Annotated in this window: 18 protein-coding genes; 17 read left to right on the top strand and 1 reads right to left on the bottom strand. The window is 31.6% G+C overall.

Going from position 1 to position 16,808, the window contains the following annotated elements:
- The first annotated feature begins 135 nt into the window (after window positions 1-135).
- The 12 genes from ACZ42G_RS07665 (at window position 136) to ACZ42G_RS07610 (ending at window position 9,915) form a co-directional block, all read left to right on the top strand.
- Window positions 136-2,997, top strand: coding sequence for an RCC1 domain-containing protein (locus tag ACZ42G_RS07665; protein ID WP_464849912.1), 2,862 nt, complete (start codon window positions 136-138; stop codon window positions 2,995-2,997).
- 72 nt (window positions 2,998-3,069) lie between these two features.
- Complete coding sequence (locus tag ACZ42G_RS07660; RefSeq protein WP_096231514.1) at window positions 3,070-3,318, top strand: SpoVG family protein; 249 nt, start codon at window positions 3,070-3,072, stop codon at window positions 3,316-3,318.
- Window positions 3,319-3,360: 42 nt separating this feature from the next.
- On the top strand, window positions 3,361-3,873 hold the full coding sequence (locus ACZ42G_RS07655; RefSeq protein ID WP_464849910.1) for an HD-GYP domain-containing protein: 513 nt from the start codon (window positions 3,361-3,363) through the stop codon (window positions 3,871-3,873).
- A gap of 45 nt (window positions 3,874-3,918) precedes the next feature.
- Window positions 3,919-4,650 carry a helix-turn-helix domain-containing protein gene (locus ACZ42G_RS07650; protein WP_464849908.1) on the top strand — a complete coding sequence of 244 codons (732 nt, stop codon included), beginning with the start codon at window positions 3,919-3,921 and terminating at the stop codon, window positions 4,648-4,650.
- A gap of 96 nt (window positions 4,651-4,746) precedes the next feature.
- Entirely contained in the window at window positions 4,747-5,160 is a 414-nt protein-coding gene (locus tag ACZ42G_RS07645; RefSeq protein ID WP_464849907.1) for a single-stranded DNA-binding protein, read from the top strand.
- Between the two features lie 58 nt (window positions 5,161-5,218).
- A complete protein-coding gene (locus ACZ42G_RS07640; protein ID WP_464849905.1) occupies window positions 5,219-6,223 on the top strand; it encodes a ParM/StbA family protein in 1,005 nt (334 codons plus the stop codon).
- A 234-nt stretch (window positions 6,224-6,457) separates the two neighbouring features.
- A complete protein-coding gene (locus ACZ42G_RS07635; RefSeq protein WP_464849904.1) occupies window positions 6,458-6,751 on the top strand; it encodes a hypothetical protein in 294 nt (97 codons plus the stop codon).
- Window positions 6,752-6,836: 85 nt separating this feature from the next.
- On the top strand, window positions 6,837-7,040 hold the full coding sequence (locus ACZ42G_RS07630; RefSeq protein ID WP_464849902.1) for a hypothetical protein: 204 nt from the start codon (window positions 6,837-6,839) through the stop codon (window positions 7,038-7,040).
- Entirely contained in the window at window positions 7,018-7,539 is a 522-nt protein-coding gene (locus ACZ42G_RS07625) for a hypothetical protein (RefSeq protein WP_464849900.1), read from the top strand. Before ACZ42G_RS07630 ends, ACZ42G_RS07625 begins: the two co-directional genes overlap by 23 nt.
- Window positions 7,540-7,875: 336 nt before the next feature.
- A complete protein-coding gene (locus ACZ42G_RS07620) occupies window positions 7,876-8,055 on the top strand; it encodes a hypothetical protein (RefSeq protein WP_464849898.1) in 180 nt (59 codons plus the stop codon).
- A gap of 555 nt (window positions 8,056-8,610) precedes the next feature.
- Window positions 8,611-9,507 (top strand): hypothetical protein, encoded by an 897-nt coding sequence (locus ACZ42G_RS07615; RefSeq protein WP_464849897.1) that lies wholly within the window; start codon window positions 8,611-8,613, stop codon window positions 9,505-9,507.
- Between the two features lie 111 nt (window positions 9,508-9,618).
- Window positions 9,619-9,915 carry a hypothetical protein gene (locus tag ACZ42G_RS07610; RefSeq protein ID WP_464849895.1) on the top strand — a complete coding sequence of 99 codons (297 nt, stop codon included), beginning with the start codon at window positions 9,619-9,621 and terminating at the stop codon, window positions 9,913-9,915.
- A 106-nt stretch (window positions 9,916-10,021) separates the two neighbouring features.
- On the opposite strand, the gene recA is transcribed toward ACZ42G_RS07610, so the two are convergent.
- The gene (gene recA, locus ACZ42G_RS07605; protein WP_464849893.1) at window positions 10,022-11,056 is read right to left on the bottom strand and encodes a recombinase RecA; all 1,035 of its coding nucleotides are present in this window, start codon (window positions 11,054-11,056) and stop codon (window positions 10,022-10,024) included.
- 407 nt (window positions 11,057-11,463) lie between these two features.
- Here recA and ACZ42G_RS07600 point away from each other — a divergent pair, with 407 nt between their 5' ends.
- From ACZ42G_RS07600 to ACZ42G_RS07580, 5 genes are all read left to right on the top strand, one after another.
- Window positions 11,464-12,195 (top strand): hypothetical protein, encoded by a 732-nt coding sequence (locus ACZ42G_RS07600; RefSeq protein ID WP_333509063.1) that lies wholly within the window; start codon window positions 11,464-11,466, stop codon window positions 12,193-12,195.
- A complete protein-coding gene (locus ACZ42G_RS07595) occupies window positions 12,182-13,405 on the top strand; it encodes a glycosyltransferase family 2 protein (protein ID WP_333509062.1) in 1,224 nt (407 codons plus the stop codon). Before ACZ42G_RS07600 ends, ACZ42G_RS07595 begins: the two co-directional genes overlap by 14 nt.
- A 244-nt stretch (window positions 13,406-13,649) precedes the next feature.
- Window positions 13,650-14,444 carry a radical SAM protein gene (locus ACZ42G_RS07590; RefSeq protein WP_464849891.1) on the top strand — a complete coding sequence of 265 codons (795 nt, stop codon included), beginning with the start codon at window positions 13,650-13,652 and terminating at the stop codon, window positions 14,442-14,444.
- A 272-nt stretch (window positions 14,445-14,716) separates the two neighbouring features.
- Complete coding sequence (tnpA, locus tag ACZ42G_RS07585) at window positions 14,717-15,127, top strand: IS200/IS605 family transposase (protein ID WP_333509064.1); 411 nt, start codon at window positions 14,717-14,719, stop codon at window positions 15,125-15,127.
- A gap of 5 nt (window positions 15,128-15,132) precedes the next feature.
- Complete coding sequence (locus ACZ42G_RS07580) at window positions 15,133-16,767, top strand: RNA-guided endonuclease InsQ/TnpB family protein (protein WP_464849889.1); 1,635 nt, start codon at window positions 15,133-15,135, stop codon at window positions 16,765-16,767.
- Window positions 16,768-16,808 lie beyond the last annotated feature (41 nt).

Genomic DNA, 16,808 nt, shown 5'->3' with positions numbered 1-16,808 from the left:
CGATTCCTTTTTATATCCTGTGATTAACAGTAACAGTAATTAGACAGGTTTAACGCCTGTCTTTTTTTATGTGTGCAGATTAATGCACAAAAATATAAAAATATATGAAAGGGTGGTTTTATGGGTAGTAGTACTATGAGCTACAAATTAAGAATAAGGAGGTGGTGGAATAAGAAATTTATTGCTAAAGCGTTGTCAGTAATGCTTGTATCAACGTCTTTGTTAGCTCCACTGCAAGGGTTAGCTGATGAAAACTTAAACAGTAACCTTGCTAGTACAGTTCCTTCTAATGGTCAGACAGTTGTTAGACCTGATACTTCAATAGAAATTACTCTTAAGGCAACTGATGAGTTAATGAAGGAATTAAATCTAAATAATCAAGATAAAGACAAGGACAAAAAACAAGAAAAAGACAATAATAATAAACAAGACATGGATAAGGATAAAAAAGACTCTGTTGGTGTCCTTGTATCTGACGGACAAAATGATTTTTTAGCAACGGAAAATAATGGAAATTTGACAGCTAGTTATGATGTTAACAGTAATACAATAAAATTAGATGTAGCACACTCAACATTATCAAGATATACAAACTACAATGTATACCTTCTCGAAAAAGATGCTTTAAATAAATATGAAGCGTCAATAAATAGCGATAAACATAGTCAATCATTTGCAAAGATGCTTGAGAAAGATAGTGATAAACACTTTGCAAATTATTCATTTAAAACAGGTTCAGCAATAGGAGAACCAAGAAATTGGAATTTCAATGCAGATAAAACTGGTAAGGTATTAACAACAGATGGAGTGACAATAACAGCAAATGCAAAAGACGACTATGGTGATAATGCAACTTCGGGTAATCTATCTTTTGTAAATGCAGTTGATGAAAACGGAAATATGTTAAGTGATGTAACAGCACAACCTTCAGAAGTTTCATTAAATAATGGTACAGCACAAATAAAAGTAACAGCAAATAATACAGAAAAAGCAACATTAAATTTCACAACAAGCGGTCAATATCCTGAAGATACAACATCATACAAAACTGATATACACTTTGTAAAGCCAGTAGAGTCTGGCAGTGTTATAAAAACAAATATAACAAAAAATTCAGATGGAACATTTACAGTAACAGGCAATGTAACATTAAATGGAAGTTCAGAAGCAAATGTAGGAGTGCCATTAGAGATTAAAAACGGAACATTATCAGATAATTTACCAGTGACAGATAGTAACGGAACATTTACTACAACAGTAACAAAAGATAATAATAATGCAGCAATATTAAGTTTAGATAGTTCAAAAGTATCAGGAGTAATAATGCCAGTTTTAGGTATAGATCCAACAGTTCATGGTAATCAAGCATGGACAGATACAGGAATAAACATAACCTCACCAAATACGCTTATTCAAGTACAATCAACAGGTACGTGGGCATCTAATTTATATGCAAAAGTAGGAAATGGTACACCTGTTTTAATAGGTGCAAATGGCGGTTATGTAACAGGTGTAACAGGGGAACTTTATTTAGGACCTAACAATACAACTTATTCTGATAATGTGGATAGCATTATTACTATAAATGATCCAAAAAGCATTGGAATATATCCAACATTAAATTTAGTAGCGAATCCGACACAAATAAATGCAGATGGTAAATCGACATCAACAGTTAGCGGCAAAGTTTTATACGGTCAATATCCATTAGTAGATGGAACAGTTGATTTATCAACGACGTTAGGAACGTTAAGTACGTTAACGCCGACAACGAATTCAACAGGTAATTATTCAACTACATTAACAGCAGGTACAATAGCAGGAACGGCAATAATCACAGGAACTTTTGATAATCTAACACAAACAGCAACAGTTATAATACAGCAACAAAGCAATATTTTCACTAATGTTACCGAAGATGATAGCGGTCATATGTACGCTTTAAAAAACGATGGAACATTGATAGGGTATAATTTGTACTATAATATATTTACTCAAGAAACAGACAAATTTTCTATAACAAATGTTAAAAAAGTAGTTGGCAAAGCATATAATGCAATTATTTTAAAGAACGATGGAACAGTTTGGGTAGTTGGTAAAAATAATTTTGGACAGCTAGGTATAGGTACTATTGATAATAATATATACAATATACCGATACAAGTACCTAGTTTGAGTAATATAATAGATATTTTTAGTTCTGGTAATAGTATGTTTGCATTAAAGTCAGACGGTACTTTACGGGCTTGGGGTTTAAATACGTCAGGTCAATTAGGAATTGGAAATACAAATAATGTGACAATACCAACATTAGTAAATATATCTAATATAACTAAAGTAGTTCCATCTTACGATTATACATTGGCATTAAAATCTGATGGAACCGTGTGGTCTTGGGGATATAATGGTTATGGTCAATTAGGTGATGGTACTACAACAACTAGATTAACGCCTGTACAAGTGAAAAACATAAGTAACGTGAGCAATATATATGCTAATGGGTCTAGAAGTTTTGCGCTGAAAAATGATGGAACTGTATGGGCATGGGGACATAATAACGGTGTATTGGGTGACGGAACAACATCAAATAGATCGTTGCCTATGCAACTATCAATAAGTAATGTAAAAACCATCTTGCCTTCAGTTAATAATACATTAGCTATAGATAATAACAATAATTTATATTATTGGGGATCTCTTCCGTCAGGAACCACAGGAAACATTGGTGCATTAAAACCTACTTATTTAACGTCAAATGTTTTGCAGTGTCTTTCACCAGCAGTTGCTGGTTTAACGTTTCTAAAAACAGATGGCACAATATATGATGTAATAAAGGCAAATCCATTAACTACACAAAGAATAGCAGATAATATAGCATATGTTTATGTAAATCCAATGGGATATTATGAAGTAGCAATAGACAACAATGGAAACTTGTGGAGATGGAAGTATCAAGATCCTTCTTCAATCGTTAATTTATCAAATTTAATACAGTAATTAGACAGGTTTGAAGCCTGTCTTTTTTTATGTACAAAAAAATTATAAAAATTCATAGAAAGGATGATATGTATGCAAATCACAAAAACAGAATTCAGAAAATACGATAAAGGAGGCAATCTTAAAGGCTTTTGCAGGGTCGTTTTTGACGACTGTTTTGCAATCGAAACACGCCTAATTCAAGGCAAAAATGGAGTTTTTGTATCATTACCTGTTTACACTAATAAAGAAGGAAAACATAGGAATACAGCATATCCTCTAACAAAGGAGATGAGAAATGCAATAATAGAAGCCGTATTAAAAGCATATAAAGAAGCATAATATAGGCGGACAATGTTCCGCCTTGTTTTTTGAGGTGATGAAATGACAATAGAACAAGAACTGAAAAAACACCATATACGGACAGCAAAGCTTTGTGAGGAAATTGCAAAGGAACTCAATATGCCATATAACGATCTGATTAATCTTCTTCTTGCTGCACAGTTGCATGATATAGGCAAACTTAAAGTACCTGAAAAAATACTTTTAAAGCCTGGTAAGTTAACTGAAAAAGAAATGGAAATCATGAAAAAGCACACTGTATGGGGCTATGAGAAAATCAAAGAAATGAAAATGGACGATACGGTTGCTAATGCTGTTTTGTGCCATCATGAACGTTATGACGGAAAAGGCTATCCACAAGGCTTAAAAGGAAATGATATACCGTATTTTGCACGTATTATAACTATTGCAGACGCCTATGATGTTATGATTAATGAGCGTGTCTATAAAAAAGCATTAAGCGTAGAAGAAGCTTTAAAGGAACTCAAAAACAATGCAGGAACACAGTTTGATCGTGAAATAGTAAGCCTGTTTATAGACAAAATAAATAAATAGGTATACAATGATGTAGAGAAAAAAACATAACAAGGAGAGAGTTAAATGGCAGAACGCAGATGTCCTGTATGTGGCGGTGAATTAATAACTGTATACAAAACTTTTGAGGTAGACGGTAAAGACAAGGTTGAAAATGTTCCTGTAATAATGTGCCCAAAATGCAATATTTCATTGGTTAATACAGACCTTTTAATAAATATAACAGAAAGGTCTAAACTGAAAAATAAAAATGAAATTTTAGAAGAACTGAAAGAAGCTAAAACTGACGAAGAAATAAGAAATGTTTTAGAACAATACAAAGCACAAAATCACATAAGAGAAATTTTAAATGAGAAAAAACTGTCTTATCACTGGCTTGCTTATGTATTAAATATATCAAGCAGTTATATTCGTGATATTGTAATAAATAACAGAGCGATTAAAATAAAGACGGTATTAAAAATCGCTTATGCACTTGGAGTTAATACAAACGAATTATATACACTTGAAAAAGAAAATAAAGATACAAGCAAGTCGTTAGTATATATTTGCAAGCTCAATGAACGTGATAAAAAGTTAAAAGAAGAATTAAAAAAGCTTAATGCAAAATGTTATATTGAAGATGTTTTGAAAGAAAAAGGCATACAGGAAATTCAGCTTGCAAGGAGAATAGGCGTATCAAAGCAAAGTATGCATAAAATGATTAGTGTTACAAAAGAAAATATGACAGTAGAAACTGCTTTAAAAATAGCCTATGCACTTAATGTTGATATAAACAGAATATTCACTTTAGAATAGCAGGTTTTTGATGCCTGCTATTTTTATTAGTACATCTAATTATTGATTTTGAGCATAAATAGATGTACAATAAAAGTTAGAAAGGAAGTTGATATTGTGTTAAACAAAGTAATATTGATAGGACGTTTAACAAAAGACCCGACAGAACACAACACGCAAAGCGGTCATAAGGCAGTACGCTTCACATTAGCCGTTGACAGAAATGGAAAAGATGCTAACGGAAACAAACAGGCTGACTTTATAAGTGTAGTTGCGTGGGACAAACTTGCTGACTTGATAAGCAAATACTGCAAGAAAGGCAAAGAAATAGCAATAGTTGGGCGATTGCAGACAGGCAGTTATACAGGACAGGACGGACAGAAAAGATACACGACTGACGTAGTGGTGGAAGATATGCAACTGTTATCCGATCCTAAAAACAGCAGCAACAGTAAAAATAGCAACAATAATGATGACGATTTTAACTTTGAAGGCTTTGAAGAAATTAATACCGATGGTTTGCCATTCTAATCGCTGGAGAAGGTGTATCCTTCTCCTTTATAAATCAACTTAATAGGAGGTTTTATGTATGAACATAGGTCTTGATTTAGGTTATGGCTACGTGAAGGGCGTAAATGACAAAGGCAAAAGAATACTTTTTCCTTCAATTGTCAGTATAGGCTTTGACAGGCTTCTTTCAGGCATATTTAATTCCAACGAAAATATTGTTGATAATATGTATGTTAAAATAGCCGATGACGGCGGAGAAAAAAGCTATTATATAGGTGAATTGGCAAAGCGGGAAGGTTTTTCGGATGCGTTTACTCTAAATATAGACAAACACAATCAAGAAGAAACAAAAGCTCTACTTGCAGCAGCGACTGCACTCTTGATGTCAGAAGATAATAACATAATTAATATAGCAACAGGATTGCCTTTAGAACAGTATCAAACATACAAAAAACAATTTCAGGAAGAGATTGAAGGATATAAGGCAATAGTATCATTTCCAGAATACAACCTAACAAGAATCGTTAAGTTCGATAAGGTTATAATATTTCCTCAGGCAGCGGGTGCAGTATATCATGCACTCATGGATAATATTAACAAGTACATGATTAAAAATTCATATATAGTTTTAGTGGATATAGGTTTTAAAACAACTGACTACGTAACATTCTTAATAGATAATCGCCTTCGCTTTTTGCCAGACTTTTCAGGTACAATAGATACAGGCATATCAAAAATATTTACAGCTCTTGGTAAACTCTATACACAAAAAACAGGCGCAAATGCAAATACAGAAAGTCTTATGGAAATTCTTAAAGACAACAGTATTTATTTTAGAGGACAGTATATAAGTTTTGAAAAAGAACTTCATATTCTAAAAAATGAATTGGCAAGGCTTGTTAAAAAAGGTATTTTAGATAAGCTTAAAGATGAGTACGAAAAAATTAGTACAATGTTTATAGCAGGCGGTGGAGGTAAAGATCTGTACCCGTTTTTTAAAGACGCACATGCAAATGTTGAGCTTGTAAAAGATGCGCAGTTTGCCAATGCTTTTGGTTTCTTGAAGGTATGCCAGATGCAATAAAATATTGCATGATAACATCAATTAAGCTTATTATCTTATATGATATATATAAATAAAGATAGCTTTTGTTTAACGCATATTGATAACAGTTATAAAAGCGTATATAATAAGCTTATAATAAATCATTGGTTAAAAGTTAATAACAATTTTTAAATTTAACATAGAGATTAGTTATTATTTTAGAAGAATATTTCTGCTTTGAATTTATAATATCAGGAAAAGGCGGTGTTATCAGTGCAATATGGTTTTAGGACAAGAGTAGTAGATGAGGAAATTGATAAAGTCCTTTTATCGCTGCAAGGAAAAGAAAGGTCAGGATTCATTAGAGAAGCTTTAACTTTTTATATTAAGTATAAGGATATATTGGATAACATAAATAGTAACATCTTGGATATTAAAGAAACATTAAGCGATCTTAAAAAGAGTGGTATAAGTATAAAAGAGAATGTAAAGGAACCTGAAAGAGAACCTAAAGAAAATAATGAGGATATTTTAAAGGAAATGGTAAATGGTTTTTTAAATCTATAAGGCTTTATGCCTTATTTTTTTATGTATTGCAAAATGTGTTTATTGTGCTTGAGTTGTACATTTAGAGGAAAGGGGTGTGTATGATATGGAACAAAAAAGAAGGCTTAATGTCCGTGTAGATGTTGATTCACCTATCTGGCATGAAAGGAACATGAGCGAAACTACACGGAAGGCTTTGGACTTCTATTATACTTTTTGGCATACTACAAACAGTGTTTTGGACAAAATAGAATATATCTTAAAAGAGATTGAAAGGAAGGAACGAGATGAGTCAGGAAATAAAAATTGATTTAAAATACTTGTTAAATACTTATAATAATATCGAAAATGCAAGAAAAAATCTGTATTTAGCTGTTAATAAGTGTTTGCGAAGTGGTGAAGAACCTGATATTGTTCTTCCATGTGATGATGTTAAGGCTGAAATGATTGATGATGTTGTTAAAATTACTGTACCTGATTTTCCTGCTGAATTAGGACCAGTTAAAGGCGTAGAAAAAAATAGATGGATAGATAATATTATGTATGCTTTAGAAAAACTTGATAAAAATATATATTTTGATCATGCCTTTGTTTTTATTAAGTTTTTTACACCAGTAAAAAATTGTGATATAGACAATTGGAATATTAAGCCTATTATTGATGCTATTAAAAAATCGTTAATAATTTATGATGATGATTATGAGCATTTGTCATTTGGCTTTAATGCAAGCTTTAGTGAAGAACCAAAAACAGAAATTTACATTTTTAACTATAATGAACTGGAAAAATTTCTGCCTAAAATCCTATAAAAAAACTAAAGATAACCTGTCTTTTTCAGAAATGAAAAATAGGCATTTACAAGACTTAAAAAAGCGTCTAAAAACACACAAAAAATGACAGGGTAGCAAAAAGATAGGTTAAAAATCACTTTTAAAGTATTGAAAAATAAACAAATTGTCTTGATTAAAAAGTGCAAAAAATTATCGAGGTACTGCGAAAGGCTTGCTAAAAAATCAAGACCTAAAAAACACGCTTAAAAATGCAGTGATAAAAAAGAAATAAAGGCTGGAAAAATGATGATGTTTTATGCAAAAAAATTGCCTTAAAAGATTGCAGAGGGAAAAAATAAAATAACGTCAGAAAACATGCTGTTAGTGCACGCAAGATATAAGGTTAGAGAAAGGCAGAGGAAAAAAGTTGATGCAGGCAGAAAAAAGCAGCCAGTGCACGCAAAACATAAACCGAAAAGAAGGCAGAGAGAAGAACGAATAAACGCCGAACTAAAAGCTGGTGATGCACGCAATAATAAAATTCAAAAAAGGTAGCAGATAAAGAACGCATTAAAAGCCGATTGCAGGCATGGTGCAGACATGGCACGAAATCAGGCATTATAAAAGGCAGAGGTAATGCTAAAATAAGGTACGAGGTAAGGCTTTCAATGTACGCAAGATATAAAGGTTAAAGCAGGAAGTGCCATGTTGAGGCTGGAGTAAAAACAAAATAAGATCGAAATAATGCTTTAAAAATGCAGTGAAATAGATTTTAATACAGGCACTTAAAAAGCAGTGATAAAAACCTTAAAATGGAACAAGAAAAAGTTTTTATAAAGTCCTATAAATGCCAGAATAAAGCTTTAATACAAAACTTGATAAAGTTGCTGATAAGACTATAAAAAACTTAAAATAAAATACTTGATAAGCCTGAAATAAAGCTTAAATAAAAAGATAATAAGTTTTTGTTAAAAATAAAACAAACTTAAATATGTTTTAAAAAGGCTTAAAATAAAGCTAATCTGATAAGCTGTAAAAATGTAATTTGATAAAAATACAATAAAAGTATAAGTAAATGTTAAAAATTTAACATAGAAAGGAGAAATGATAATGGACAAAAATATAGAATTGACAGAACGTGATATAAGACTTTTGAAGGAACTTGCAGAATTAAGCATGATAAAAGTAGAAAATGTAAATAAAATATACGAATCAAGTGCGTACTATTTGAAAAGATTGGCAGACCTGAAAAAGGCACATTATGTAAGACGCTTGAAAGGCTACGTGATGCTAGGAGTAAACGGAATAAGGTACGCAAAAGGGCATGGATTGGAAGTAAAACATGCGCCTTCAGCGTATGGGCAAAAGGAAAGAATACAAAAGATAAGCGACCTGTATTATGACTTTAAAGGAAGCAATTGGACGTTTATAGACAGCCGAAAAATAAAAGAGCAAAGAAAGTCGTTGGATAGAGGAAGCAACTTTTTAGGACTTTTAGTAGGACGTACAGAATACGCCGTGTATAATATAGGGAAAAAACCTAATGAAAAAAAGATAACGCTCATAAAAAAGGAACAGGAAAAGCTGCATAGAATAGGCATATACAGGACGATAGTGTTTTACGAAGATCCGCAGGCACGTGAAATGTACGGAACAGAAGGAATTGGACTGAAAGAGCAGTTATTATTGCCTTACCCGTACGGAATAGAGCTTGTAAAAAGGCATGGAGAACATGATTTGGTAGAAGAAGCAGCTATAAAGGTATATGGAGACAGCCTAAAAGAGCCTGACTGGAAGGAAGCAGATTACACTGTAGATAATAAACAGGTAATGGTGCTTGTAATGAACGATGTGGAAAAGATTGCAAAAATAAAGAATTACTTTGAACTGGCTCAATACAGGTACACGAGAACGGAGGAAATCGAAATACTGTGCCTAGAAGAGCAGGAGGAAATGTTCAGAGAAATGTTTCCTGAATGCAGCATAAGGACGGTGGAGGAAGTATGAACAAAAAGGCATGTTGAAGTCGGTTATATTTCCGAAAGACTGGAGAGAAAAGAATCAAGAGACCTATAAAAATTATCATGTAGCAAATATAATAAAGAATGAGGTGAGAAAATGTATTTCATCACAGTTATAGAGGAACTTGATGAAAATTATGGCATAAAAGGATGCAGCCGATGTGTAGGCTATTATAACACGTTTGAGAAGGCTAATAAAGCAGTGCGAGAAAACAAATGCGATCTATGGGAAACATGCTATAATTATGCAGTAATAGAGAAAATAGAAGAAGGACTTTATCAAACTTCTTATGAAAAACGTTGGTTTTATAAATTTGATTGTGATAAAGGCATATATGAGCCTATAGAAGAACCTGAAGAAGTCAAACATTGGTGCAATTTTGCCATTGGATAAGAAAAAATTGCAGAAAGTTAATACAATGTAGTATAATGTTCGATGAGAGGACTTAGTTGACTGTTCCTCCCGCCAAAACAAACAGGTATGCGCATAAAACGCATACCTAATTTTCTATTATGCTATCATCAGAGGAAGATTTAATTTTGTCAAAGGCTAGATTATAGTTTTCTCTTATTTTCTTTTCAATTTCGTCAGCAAGTTCTTTGTGCTCTTTTAAATATTGTTTGGCATTTTCACGTCCTTGTCCAAGCCTAAGGTCGCCATAAGAGTACCATGAACCGCTTTTCTCAATTATATTTATGTTCGTTCCAATGTCCAAAAGGCTTCCCTCTCTCGATATACCTTCACCGTACATAATGTCCACTTCAGCCTGCTTAAAAGGCGGTGCAACCTTGTTTTTTACAACCTTGATACGTGTACGGTTTCCTACAATGTCATTACCTTGCTTTATGGCATCAACTTTCCTGACGTCCAGTCTAATAGTTGCATAAAACTTGAGTGCACGTCCGCCAGGCGTTGTTTCAGGATTTCCAAAAGAAACGCCGACCTTTTCTCTCAATTGATTAATAAATATGACAGTAGACCTTGTCCTGCTTATAGCACCAGCAAGCTTTCTTAAAGCCTGTGACATAAGCCTTGCCTGAAGTCCTACATGAGCATCGCCCATTTCGCCATCTATTTCAGCTTTAGGAACGAGAGCAGCGACAGAGTCAATAACAATAAGATCGACTGCACTGCTGTGTATAAGAGCATCAACAATTTCAAGAGCCTGTTCGCCAGTATCAGGCTGTGAAACTAATAAATTAACAAGATCAACGCCTAATTTTTGAGCATAAGTAGGGTCTAAGGCGTGTTCAGCATCAATAAAAGCACTGGTACCGCCTAGTTTCTGCGCTTCAGCAATCATGTGCAAGGCTAAAGTAGTTTTGCCAGAAGACTCAGGACCGAAAATTTCAATTATGCGTCCTCTAGGAATTCCTCCAACACCTAAAGCAATGTCAAGTTCAAGGCAGCCTGTAGGGATAACTTCTATGTTAGCTTTGGGAGTATCTCCAAGACGCATAATAGAACCTTTGCCAAATTGCTTCTCTATCTGCATTATAGCCTTTTCTAATGCCTTTTGCTTTTCTTCTTCCATCAATATATTCCTCCCTTGCAGTGGTTATATATTAATTATAGCAGGAATTAATGAATAAATAAGAACTTTTTGCCGAATTAATTAACAAATATTACAAGGTATGCGCATACCGAAAATATGCAGTAAATGTATAAAAAGTTTATTATTTAAGAAAATCTATATAAAAGCGTTTATATCTACTATATAAATTAATATAAATCTGGTAATTCATTAAAAATATATATTGTTATATTTAATTTATGATATAATTATTGTTATATACAAAAATAATAGAGTAGAGAGGAGAAAAACTGAATATGAATTTTTTACATACTCGTAAAAAATATTTTTTATATTCAAATTTTATTTTTCTTTTTATTATACAATTCACATTTTTTTATTTTTTCCTAAAGTATATTCCTGATAATATGAAAAAATATTTTGTTGGATTTTTTGCTGTCTTAGTCATATTAAGTTTTTTATATGATAGTCTTAAAAGTTTCACATTTTTAATAGCAGGGGTATTTACATTAGCATTTTATTTAGTATTGATTAATTGGATAAAAATTCCGAATATTCAGGTGCAGATAAACTCTATTGTTTATCAAATCATAGTTGTATTTTTTTCTGTTTTAATATGGATAGAGTCAATCTTTTTAAAAAGAATTGTAGATAAGAATTTAGAAATGGATCAACGAGTCAAGGAGCTAGAAAAGTATAATGAAATTGGTGTATTAACATTTACCGAGTTTTTAAATAAAGCTGAACTCATATTTACTTCTATGAAAAGAAGAAATGAAAATGGCCAATTATTGATATTTAAGATAAATAAATTAGATATAAACAGCAAGATGAGAACATCGCGGACAGCTATAAAAATATTGGGTGAAACAATTTTAAATTCTATTAGAAAACAGTTTGATATTGTAGGTTACTTGAATGAAAGTACACTGTTAGTATTATTGCAAAATACTAATTCGGAAGGTTGTAAAATAGTTATAGATAGAGTAAAAAAACATTTATCTGATGCACCAAACCACAATCATGATAATTTTATAAACAATATTGAAATAGACGTGATGAAATTCACTGATTTTCACGATTTTAAGGACTTTATTGAAAATATTGATATAGGAAGTGAACATTATGTTATTTCCTAAATTAGTCATAATAGTTGCAGTAATGTTTTGGGTACTAATTATATACTATTCTGTCTTAACTATATTTGGACTTTTACATAAAACATCGAGAAATGATAAAAGAATAAATTTAGATGTTTATCCATCTGTAGATATATTAATACCAGCGCATAACGAAGGAAAAGTTCTTTTTGATACATTAGATGCTATGGCAAATTTATATTATCCCGGCAAGTTAAACATATATTTACTTAATGACAATTCTACAGATGAGACATCCGAAATAGCGGAATATTATTCTAATTTATTTAACAACTTACATCATATAAAAGTTCCAGAAGGTACACCTAAAGGCAAAGCAAGAGTTTTGAATTATGGTCTTTCAATTTCGAAAGGTGAACTTGTTGTCGTTTATGATGCAGATAATCAACCTGATAGATATGCACTTATAAAACTCGTTGAAAAAGCTATGGAAAATGATATGTATGCTGGAGCTGTAGGATATGTAAAGACGATAAATATGTATAAAAACAGCTTAACAAGGATGATAGGATTAGAATTCATGGTATTTCAATTGATAATGCAATCAGGCAGGTGGAAACTATTTAAGCTAGGAACTCTTACTGGAACGAATATGCTTGTTAGAAGGAAGGTTTTGGAAAAAATTAATGGTTGGGATCCGTATGCATTAGCAGAAGATGCAGAATTATCTATGAGGATTTACGCTAATAATTATTTATTGCCTATAGTGACAGATTCAGTTACTTGGGAGCAAGAACCTGAAAATTTAAAAATATGGATAAGGCAGAGAACAAGATGGATGCAGGGCAATCTATATTTAATCTCTAAAATATTTAAAGATAAAGCGATACGTAAAGGGAAAAATAAATTTAATATTTTTCAAATGGTGTCAATTTACTATCTTTTTGTAAGTCTTGTATTAGTTTCAGATTTATGGTTTATATTAGGTATATTTCATAGAATGAATGTAGCTTACAACGTACCATTATTGATTTTATGGTTTGAAACGCTGTTAATTTATTCAGTACAAATAATTACTGCCTCAGTTGTAGAAAATGAGATAAATTATATGAATGTAATTCATTCTGTTTTAATGTATTTTACTTATGCTCAATTTTGGATATATTTAGTACTTAAAGGTTATTTTTTACAAATAAAAAATATTTTCAAAAAAGCTGAACCTGAATGGGATAAAACAGTTAGATTTTGATTTTTACAAGAGAAAAGGCAAAACGGAATTAGCGAGAGCGTAATAAGGTATGCGCATACCGAAAATATGCAGTAAGTGCATAAAAAGTACGCAATATAAGGACATGTCTAGAAAAATACAAGGTTTATATCCACTATACAAGGACATTATCAAAATATACAAAAAGTGAATTAAAAAAACTAAAACGGACTTAAATAAGTTCGTTTTTTTTTATTTACAAAAAATAAAAAAAGGAGAGATAAAGATGTCTAAAATATTCATATTGCCATATAAAGGTGAAATAATAAGTGAAATACGTCCAGCTTATTTTTTAAAGGCTTTCGGAAAGGAACCGTTACCAATGCGAATATTTTCTTTTGGCAAATGTAATTTTAGCTGCGAGTATTGCAAAAGAGGAGGGCAATGGAAAAATGAAGATGGCAGCATTTTATATGCTGTACAAGTAGAAGAAAATATCCTATATAAAAAAATAGACGAAACAATAAGTTCACGACAAGTTATAAGATTGTCAGGAGGAGATCCGTGTATGTACAAAAGATTATCATTAGAAATGCTCAAATATGCAAAACAAAAAGGTGGAATAACAAGCATAGCACATAATGGATCATCTGTAGAACTAGCAAAAATAATATATCCTTATCTTGATTTTGCATCAATAGACGTAAAAGCATCTAATGCAGCAAAATTTGCAGAGCTTACGGGTCTAACCAAAAGCAAATCAGAAAAAATGCTAAATAATTCATATAAGGTCCAAAAAATACTATCAGAAAATGGAGTATTGGTAGATATAAGAACATGCGTATTCGCTGATACAACAATAGAAGATTTATTGATAATAGGAAAGAGAATACAAGAAAGTGGAAATATTGCAAATAAGTTTTGGACTATAAGGTTATATGATGAGATTAAAGGGTCAAATAAGAAAACATTAAAAGAAGAAAATACATTAAAAATGTTAGAAATAGTTAAAAAAGAAATACCAAATTTAAAAATTGGGATAAGAGCAAAATGGGAACCTGAAGGTTTCATATACCTATAAAAAGTTTATCAAATCAATCAAAAAAACAAAACGTACCTTGCATGTATACAAAAACACTTGCAAAAGGCTTTAAATCAGGCTATAATAAGGCAAAACCAAAAATTTTAAGGAGGTATTTTTATGAACAAAACCGAATTAGGATCGAACGGCGGGAATCCTCTCCAATTCATTGGAGAGATGAAAGCCAGTTTTTAATAAAACATTACTATATGTATAATGAATTATACTAAGTAATATTTGAAATCAATATAAATTTGTGCTATACTATATGTATGGGAAAAGATAACATAATTCATGCAAGAACATGTGTATATAACGTCAATTATCATATCGTGTGGTCAACAAAATATAGAAAGGAAGTGTTAACAGAAAATATTCAATCATATTTAAAATCTTTGTTTGATGAAATAGCACACGATAAAGACTTTAAAATCGCTGCAATGGAAATAATGCCAGATCATGTACATGTTTTTGTTTCTGCACATCCGAAAATATCTCCTTCATATATTGCAAAAATGTTGAAAGGAATAAGTGCGAGAAAAACACTGATGCAATATCCAGAATTGGCAAAACAGTTGTGGAAGGGACATTTATGGAATTCATCTTTCTATATTGAAACAATTGGTTCGATATCGGAAGATGTCATAAAGAAATATATTGAAAATCAGAAAACGAGAGGGTAATGCCTATGAGTGATAACACAAAAAGTGTATTTTTATATGGCAAGCCTACAAAAGTCAAGATTAACGAACTGTCTGTCATGCAAAAACAATATTCACAATTAATCAATTCTTATATTGAATGCCTTTTGAACAATCCCAATATATATCTTTATATTTTTCAAAACAATAAAAAAGATTCTAATGTAAGAAGGTTTGAAAAAGAGATAAGACATGAAAAGCTAAATTATCTTGGATCGGCATTGGGGCAAAATGCTTTTGACCATGCATTCACAGAATTGTACAACCATTTTACACGGATTAAAAATTATATGTATGGTCTATATATTGATAGCGGTGATATTCAGCATTTTGTTTCATCTGTTTGTCTGCTCAATGCGTCCATATTAAATCTTGATCCATTTATAGAATTGAAAAAGCTTATAGATGCAAATAAAAATAAAATGCTGACAATAGAAAAAACTAATGTAAAGAAAAATTATGAAAACAACATAAAATATTATAATGATTTGCTTAATATGCTGCAAAAACATACTCATGAAGAAATATCCGAAATAATGTCAATGGTACGCACAACATTTTTTGAAGAACTGGAATCGAGGAAAGTGCCATTTGTTAAAGACTCACCTATACAGTTAGATTCAAGAGTATGCGAAATACAGGAAGCTAATCATATTGATGCTGATTATGTAATACGTGTCAAAACATTGCAAAGAGGCAAATGGATGGATATACCGTTGAAAGTATCAAGACACGGAAAATGGAGACTTGACAATTATAAAAAATGCTCGCCAACAATACAAATATTAAAAAATAGGTTAATAAAGGTAAGCATTCCTGTAGAAAAGAAAACTGATGATTATGAATATACCGAAATAATTGGTGTTGATATTGGTGAGACAGAGTTGATTCATACATCAGATGATATATCATATGGCAGTTTCAAGGAAATGACAGCATTATATGATAATATAGTACTGCCCAAACTGGGCAATAGAAGCAAGTTAAAAGCATTGATGCGGAAATACAGAAAAGAATTAAAGAAAACAACATCGGAAGAGAGAAAACATAAATTAAGAAAAAAGATTGGAAATATAAACAAAATGCTGCAAGGCAGGAAATCTTTGAACCGTGTTCTAAGAAAGTATAGCCATGCAGTAGAAAGTGAAATCTCCTGCGCTGTTAAATCCTTTGTCAACGACATAAAAGATAGAAATGTTCTAGTGTCTATAGAAAACTTAAATATATTACAATTTGACAGGGGAAGAAAAAATAACAGACGTGATTCAAATTGGGCAAGAGGACAATTACTTGAAAAAATAAAAGAAAAACTAACATGGATAGGTAAAAAAATAGTTGAAGTGGAACCGGCATATTCATCACAAGAATGCCCAGTATGCCACTATACTGACAGAAAAAACCGTAACGGTAAGCACTTCAAATGCCAATATTGCGGATATGAAGATGATGCAGATCACGTTGGCGCAATAAATGTAAAAAACAGAGCAGAAGATGAAGAAATAAAAGAAATAGTTAAAAAGTACCAATATAATAAAGAAAAAAGACATAGTCATCTAAAGAAGTTATTAAATGCAAGACATAAAGCATATTTGGATAGCGCAGTTGCAGGCGCAACTATATGAACCTCTTATACATTCATTTGTGGATAAAGTATCGAGTCTAT

Source organism: Thermoanaerobacterium calidifontis (genome assembly GCF_055381745.1).
Note: the sequence above shows the minus strand (reverse complement) of the source record. Positions and strands in the feature narration are given on the sequence as shown.

Coding starts and splice junctions, on each gene's coding strand:
- ACZ42G_RS07600 (WP_333509063.1), top strand. CDS start 11,464: ATGAAAAAATATTTTGTTGGATTTTTTGCTGTCTTAGTCATATTAAGT.
- ACZ42G_RS07650 (WP_464849908.1), top strand. CDS start 3,919: ATGGCAGAACGCAGATGTCCTGTATGTGGCGGTGAATTAATAACTGTA.
- ACZ42G_RS07640 (WP_464849905.1), top strand. CDS start 5,219: ATGAACATAGGTCTTGATTTAGGTTATGGCTACGTGAAGGGCGTAAAT.
- ACZ42G_RS07615 (WP_464849897.1), top strand. CDS start 8,611: ATGGACAAAAATATAGAATTGACAGAACGTGATATAAGACTTTTGAAG.
- ACZ42G_RS07620 (WP_464849898.1), top strand. CDS start 7,876: ATGCTGTTAGTGCACGCAAGATATAAGGTTAGAGAAAGGCAGAGGAAA.
- ACZ42G_RS07655 (WP_464849910.1), top strand. CDS start 3,361: ATGACAATAGAACAAGAACTGAAAAAACACCATATACGGACAGCAAAG.
- ACZ42G_RS07595 (WP_333509062.1), top strand. CDS start 12,182: ATGTTATTTCCTAAATTAGTCATAATAGTTGCAGTAATGTTTTGGGTA.
- tnpA (WP_333509064.1), top strand. CDS start 14,717: ATGGGAAAAGATAACATAATTCATGCAAGAACATGTGTATATAACGTC.
- ACZ42G_RS07625 (WP_464849900.1), top strand. CDS start 7,018: ATGAGTCAGGAAATAAAAATTGATTTAAAATACTTGTTAAATACTTAT.
- ACZ42G_RS07630 (WP_464849902.1), top strand. CDS start 6,837: ATGGAACAAAAAAGAAGGCTTAATGTCCGTGTAGATGTTGATTCACCT.
- ACZ42G_RS07665 (WP_464849912.1), top strand. CDS start 136: ATGAGCTACAAATTAAGAATAAGGAGGTGGTGGAATAAGAAATTTATT.
- recA (WP_464849893.1), bottom strand. CDS start 11,056: ATGGAAGAAGAAAAGCAAAAGGCATTAGAAAAGGCTATAATGCAGATA.
- ACZ42G_RS07590 (WP_464849891.1), top strand. CDS start 13,650: ATGTCTAAAATATTCATATTGCCATATAAAGGTGAAATAATAAGTGAA.
- ACZ42G_RS07660 (WP_096231514.1), top strand. CDS start 3,070: ATGCAAATCACAAAAACAGAATTCAGAAAATACGATAAAGGAGGCAAT.
- ACZ42G_RS07610 (WP_464849895.1), top strand. CDS start 9,619: ATGTATTTCATCACAGTTATAGAGGAACTTGATGAAAATTATGGCATA.
- ACZ42G_RS07580 (WP_464849889.1), top strand. CDS start 15,133: ATGAGTGATAACACAAAAAGTGTATTTTTATATGGCAAGCCTACAAAA.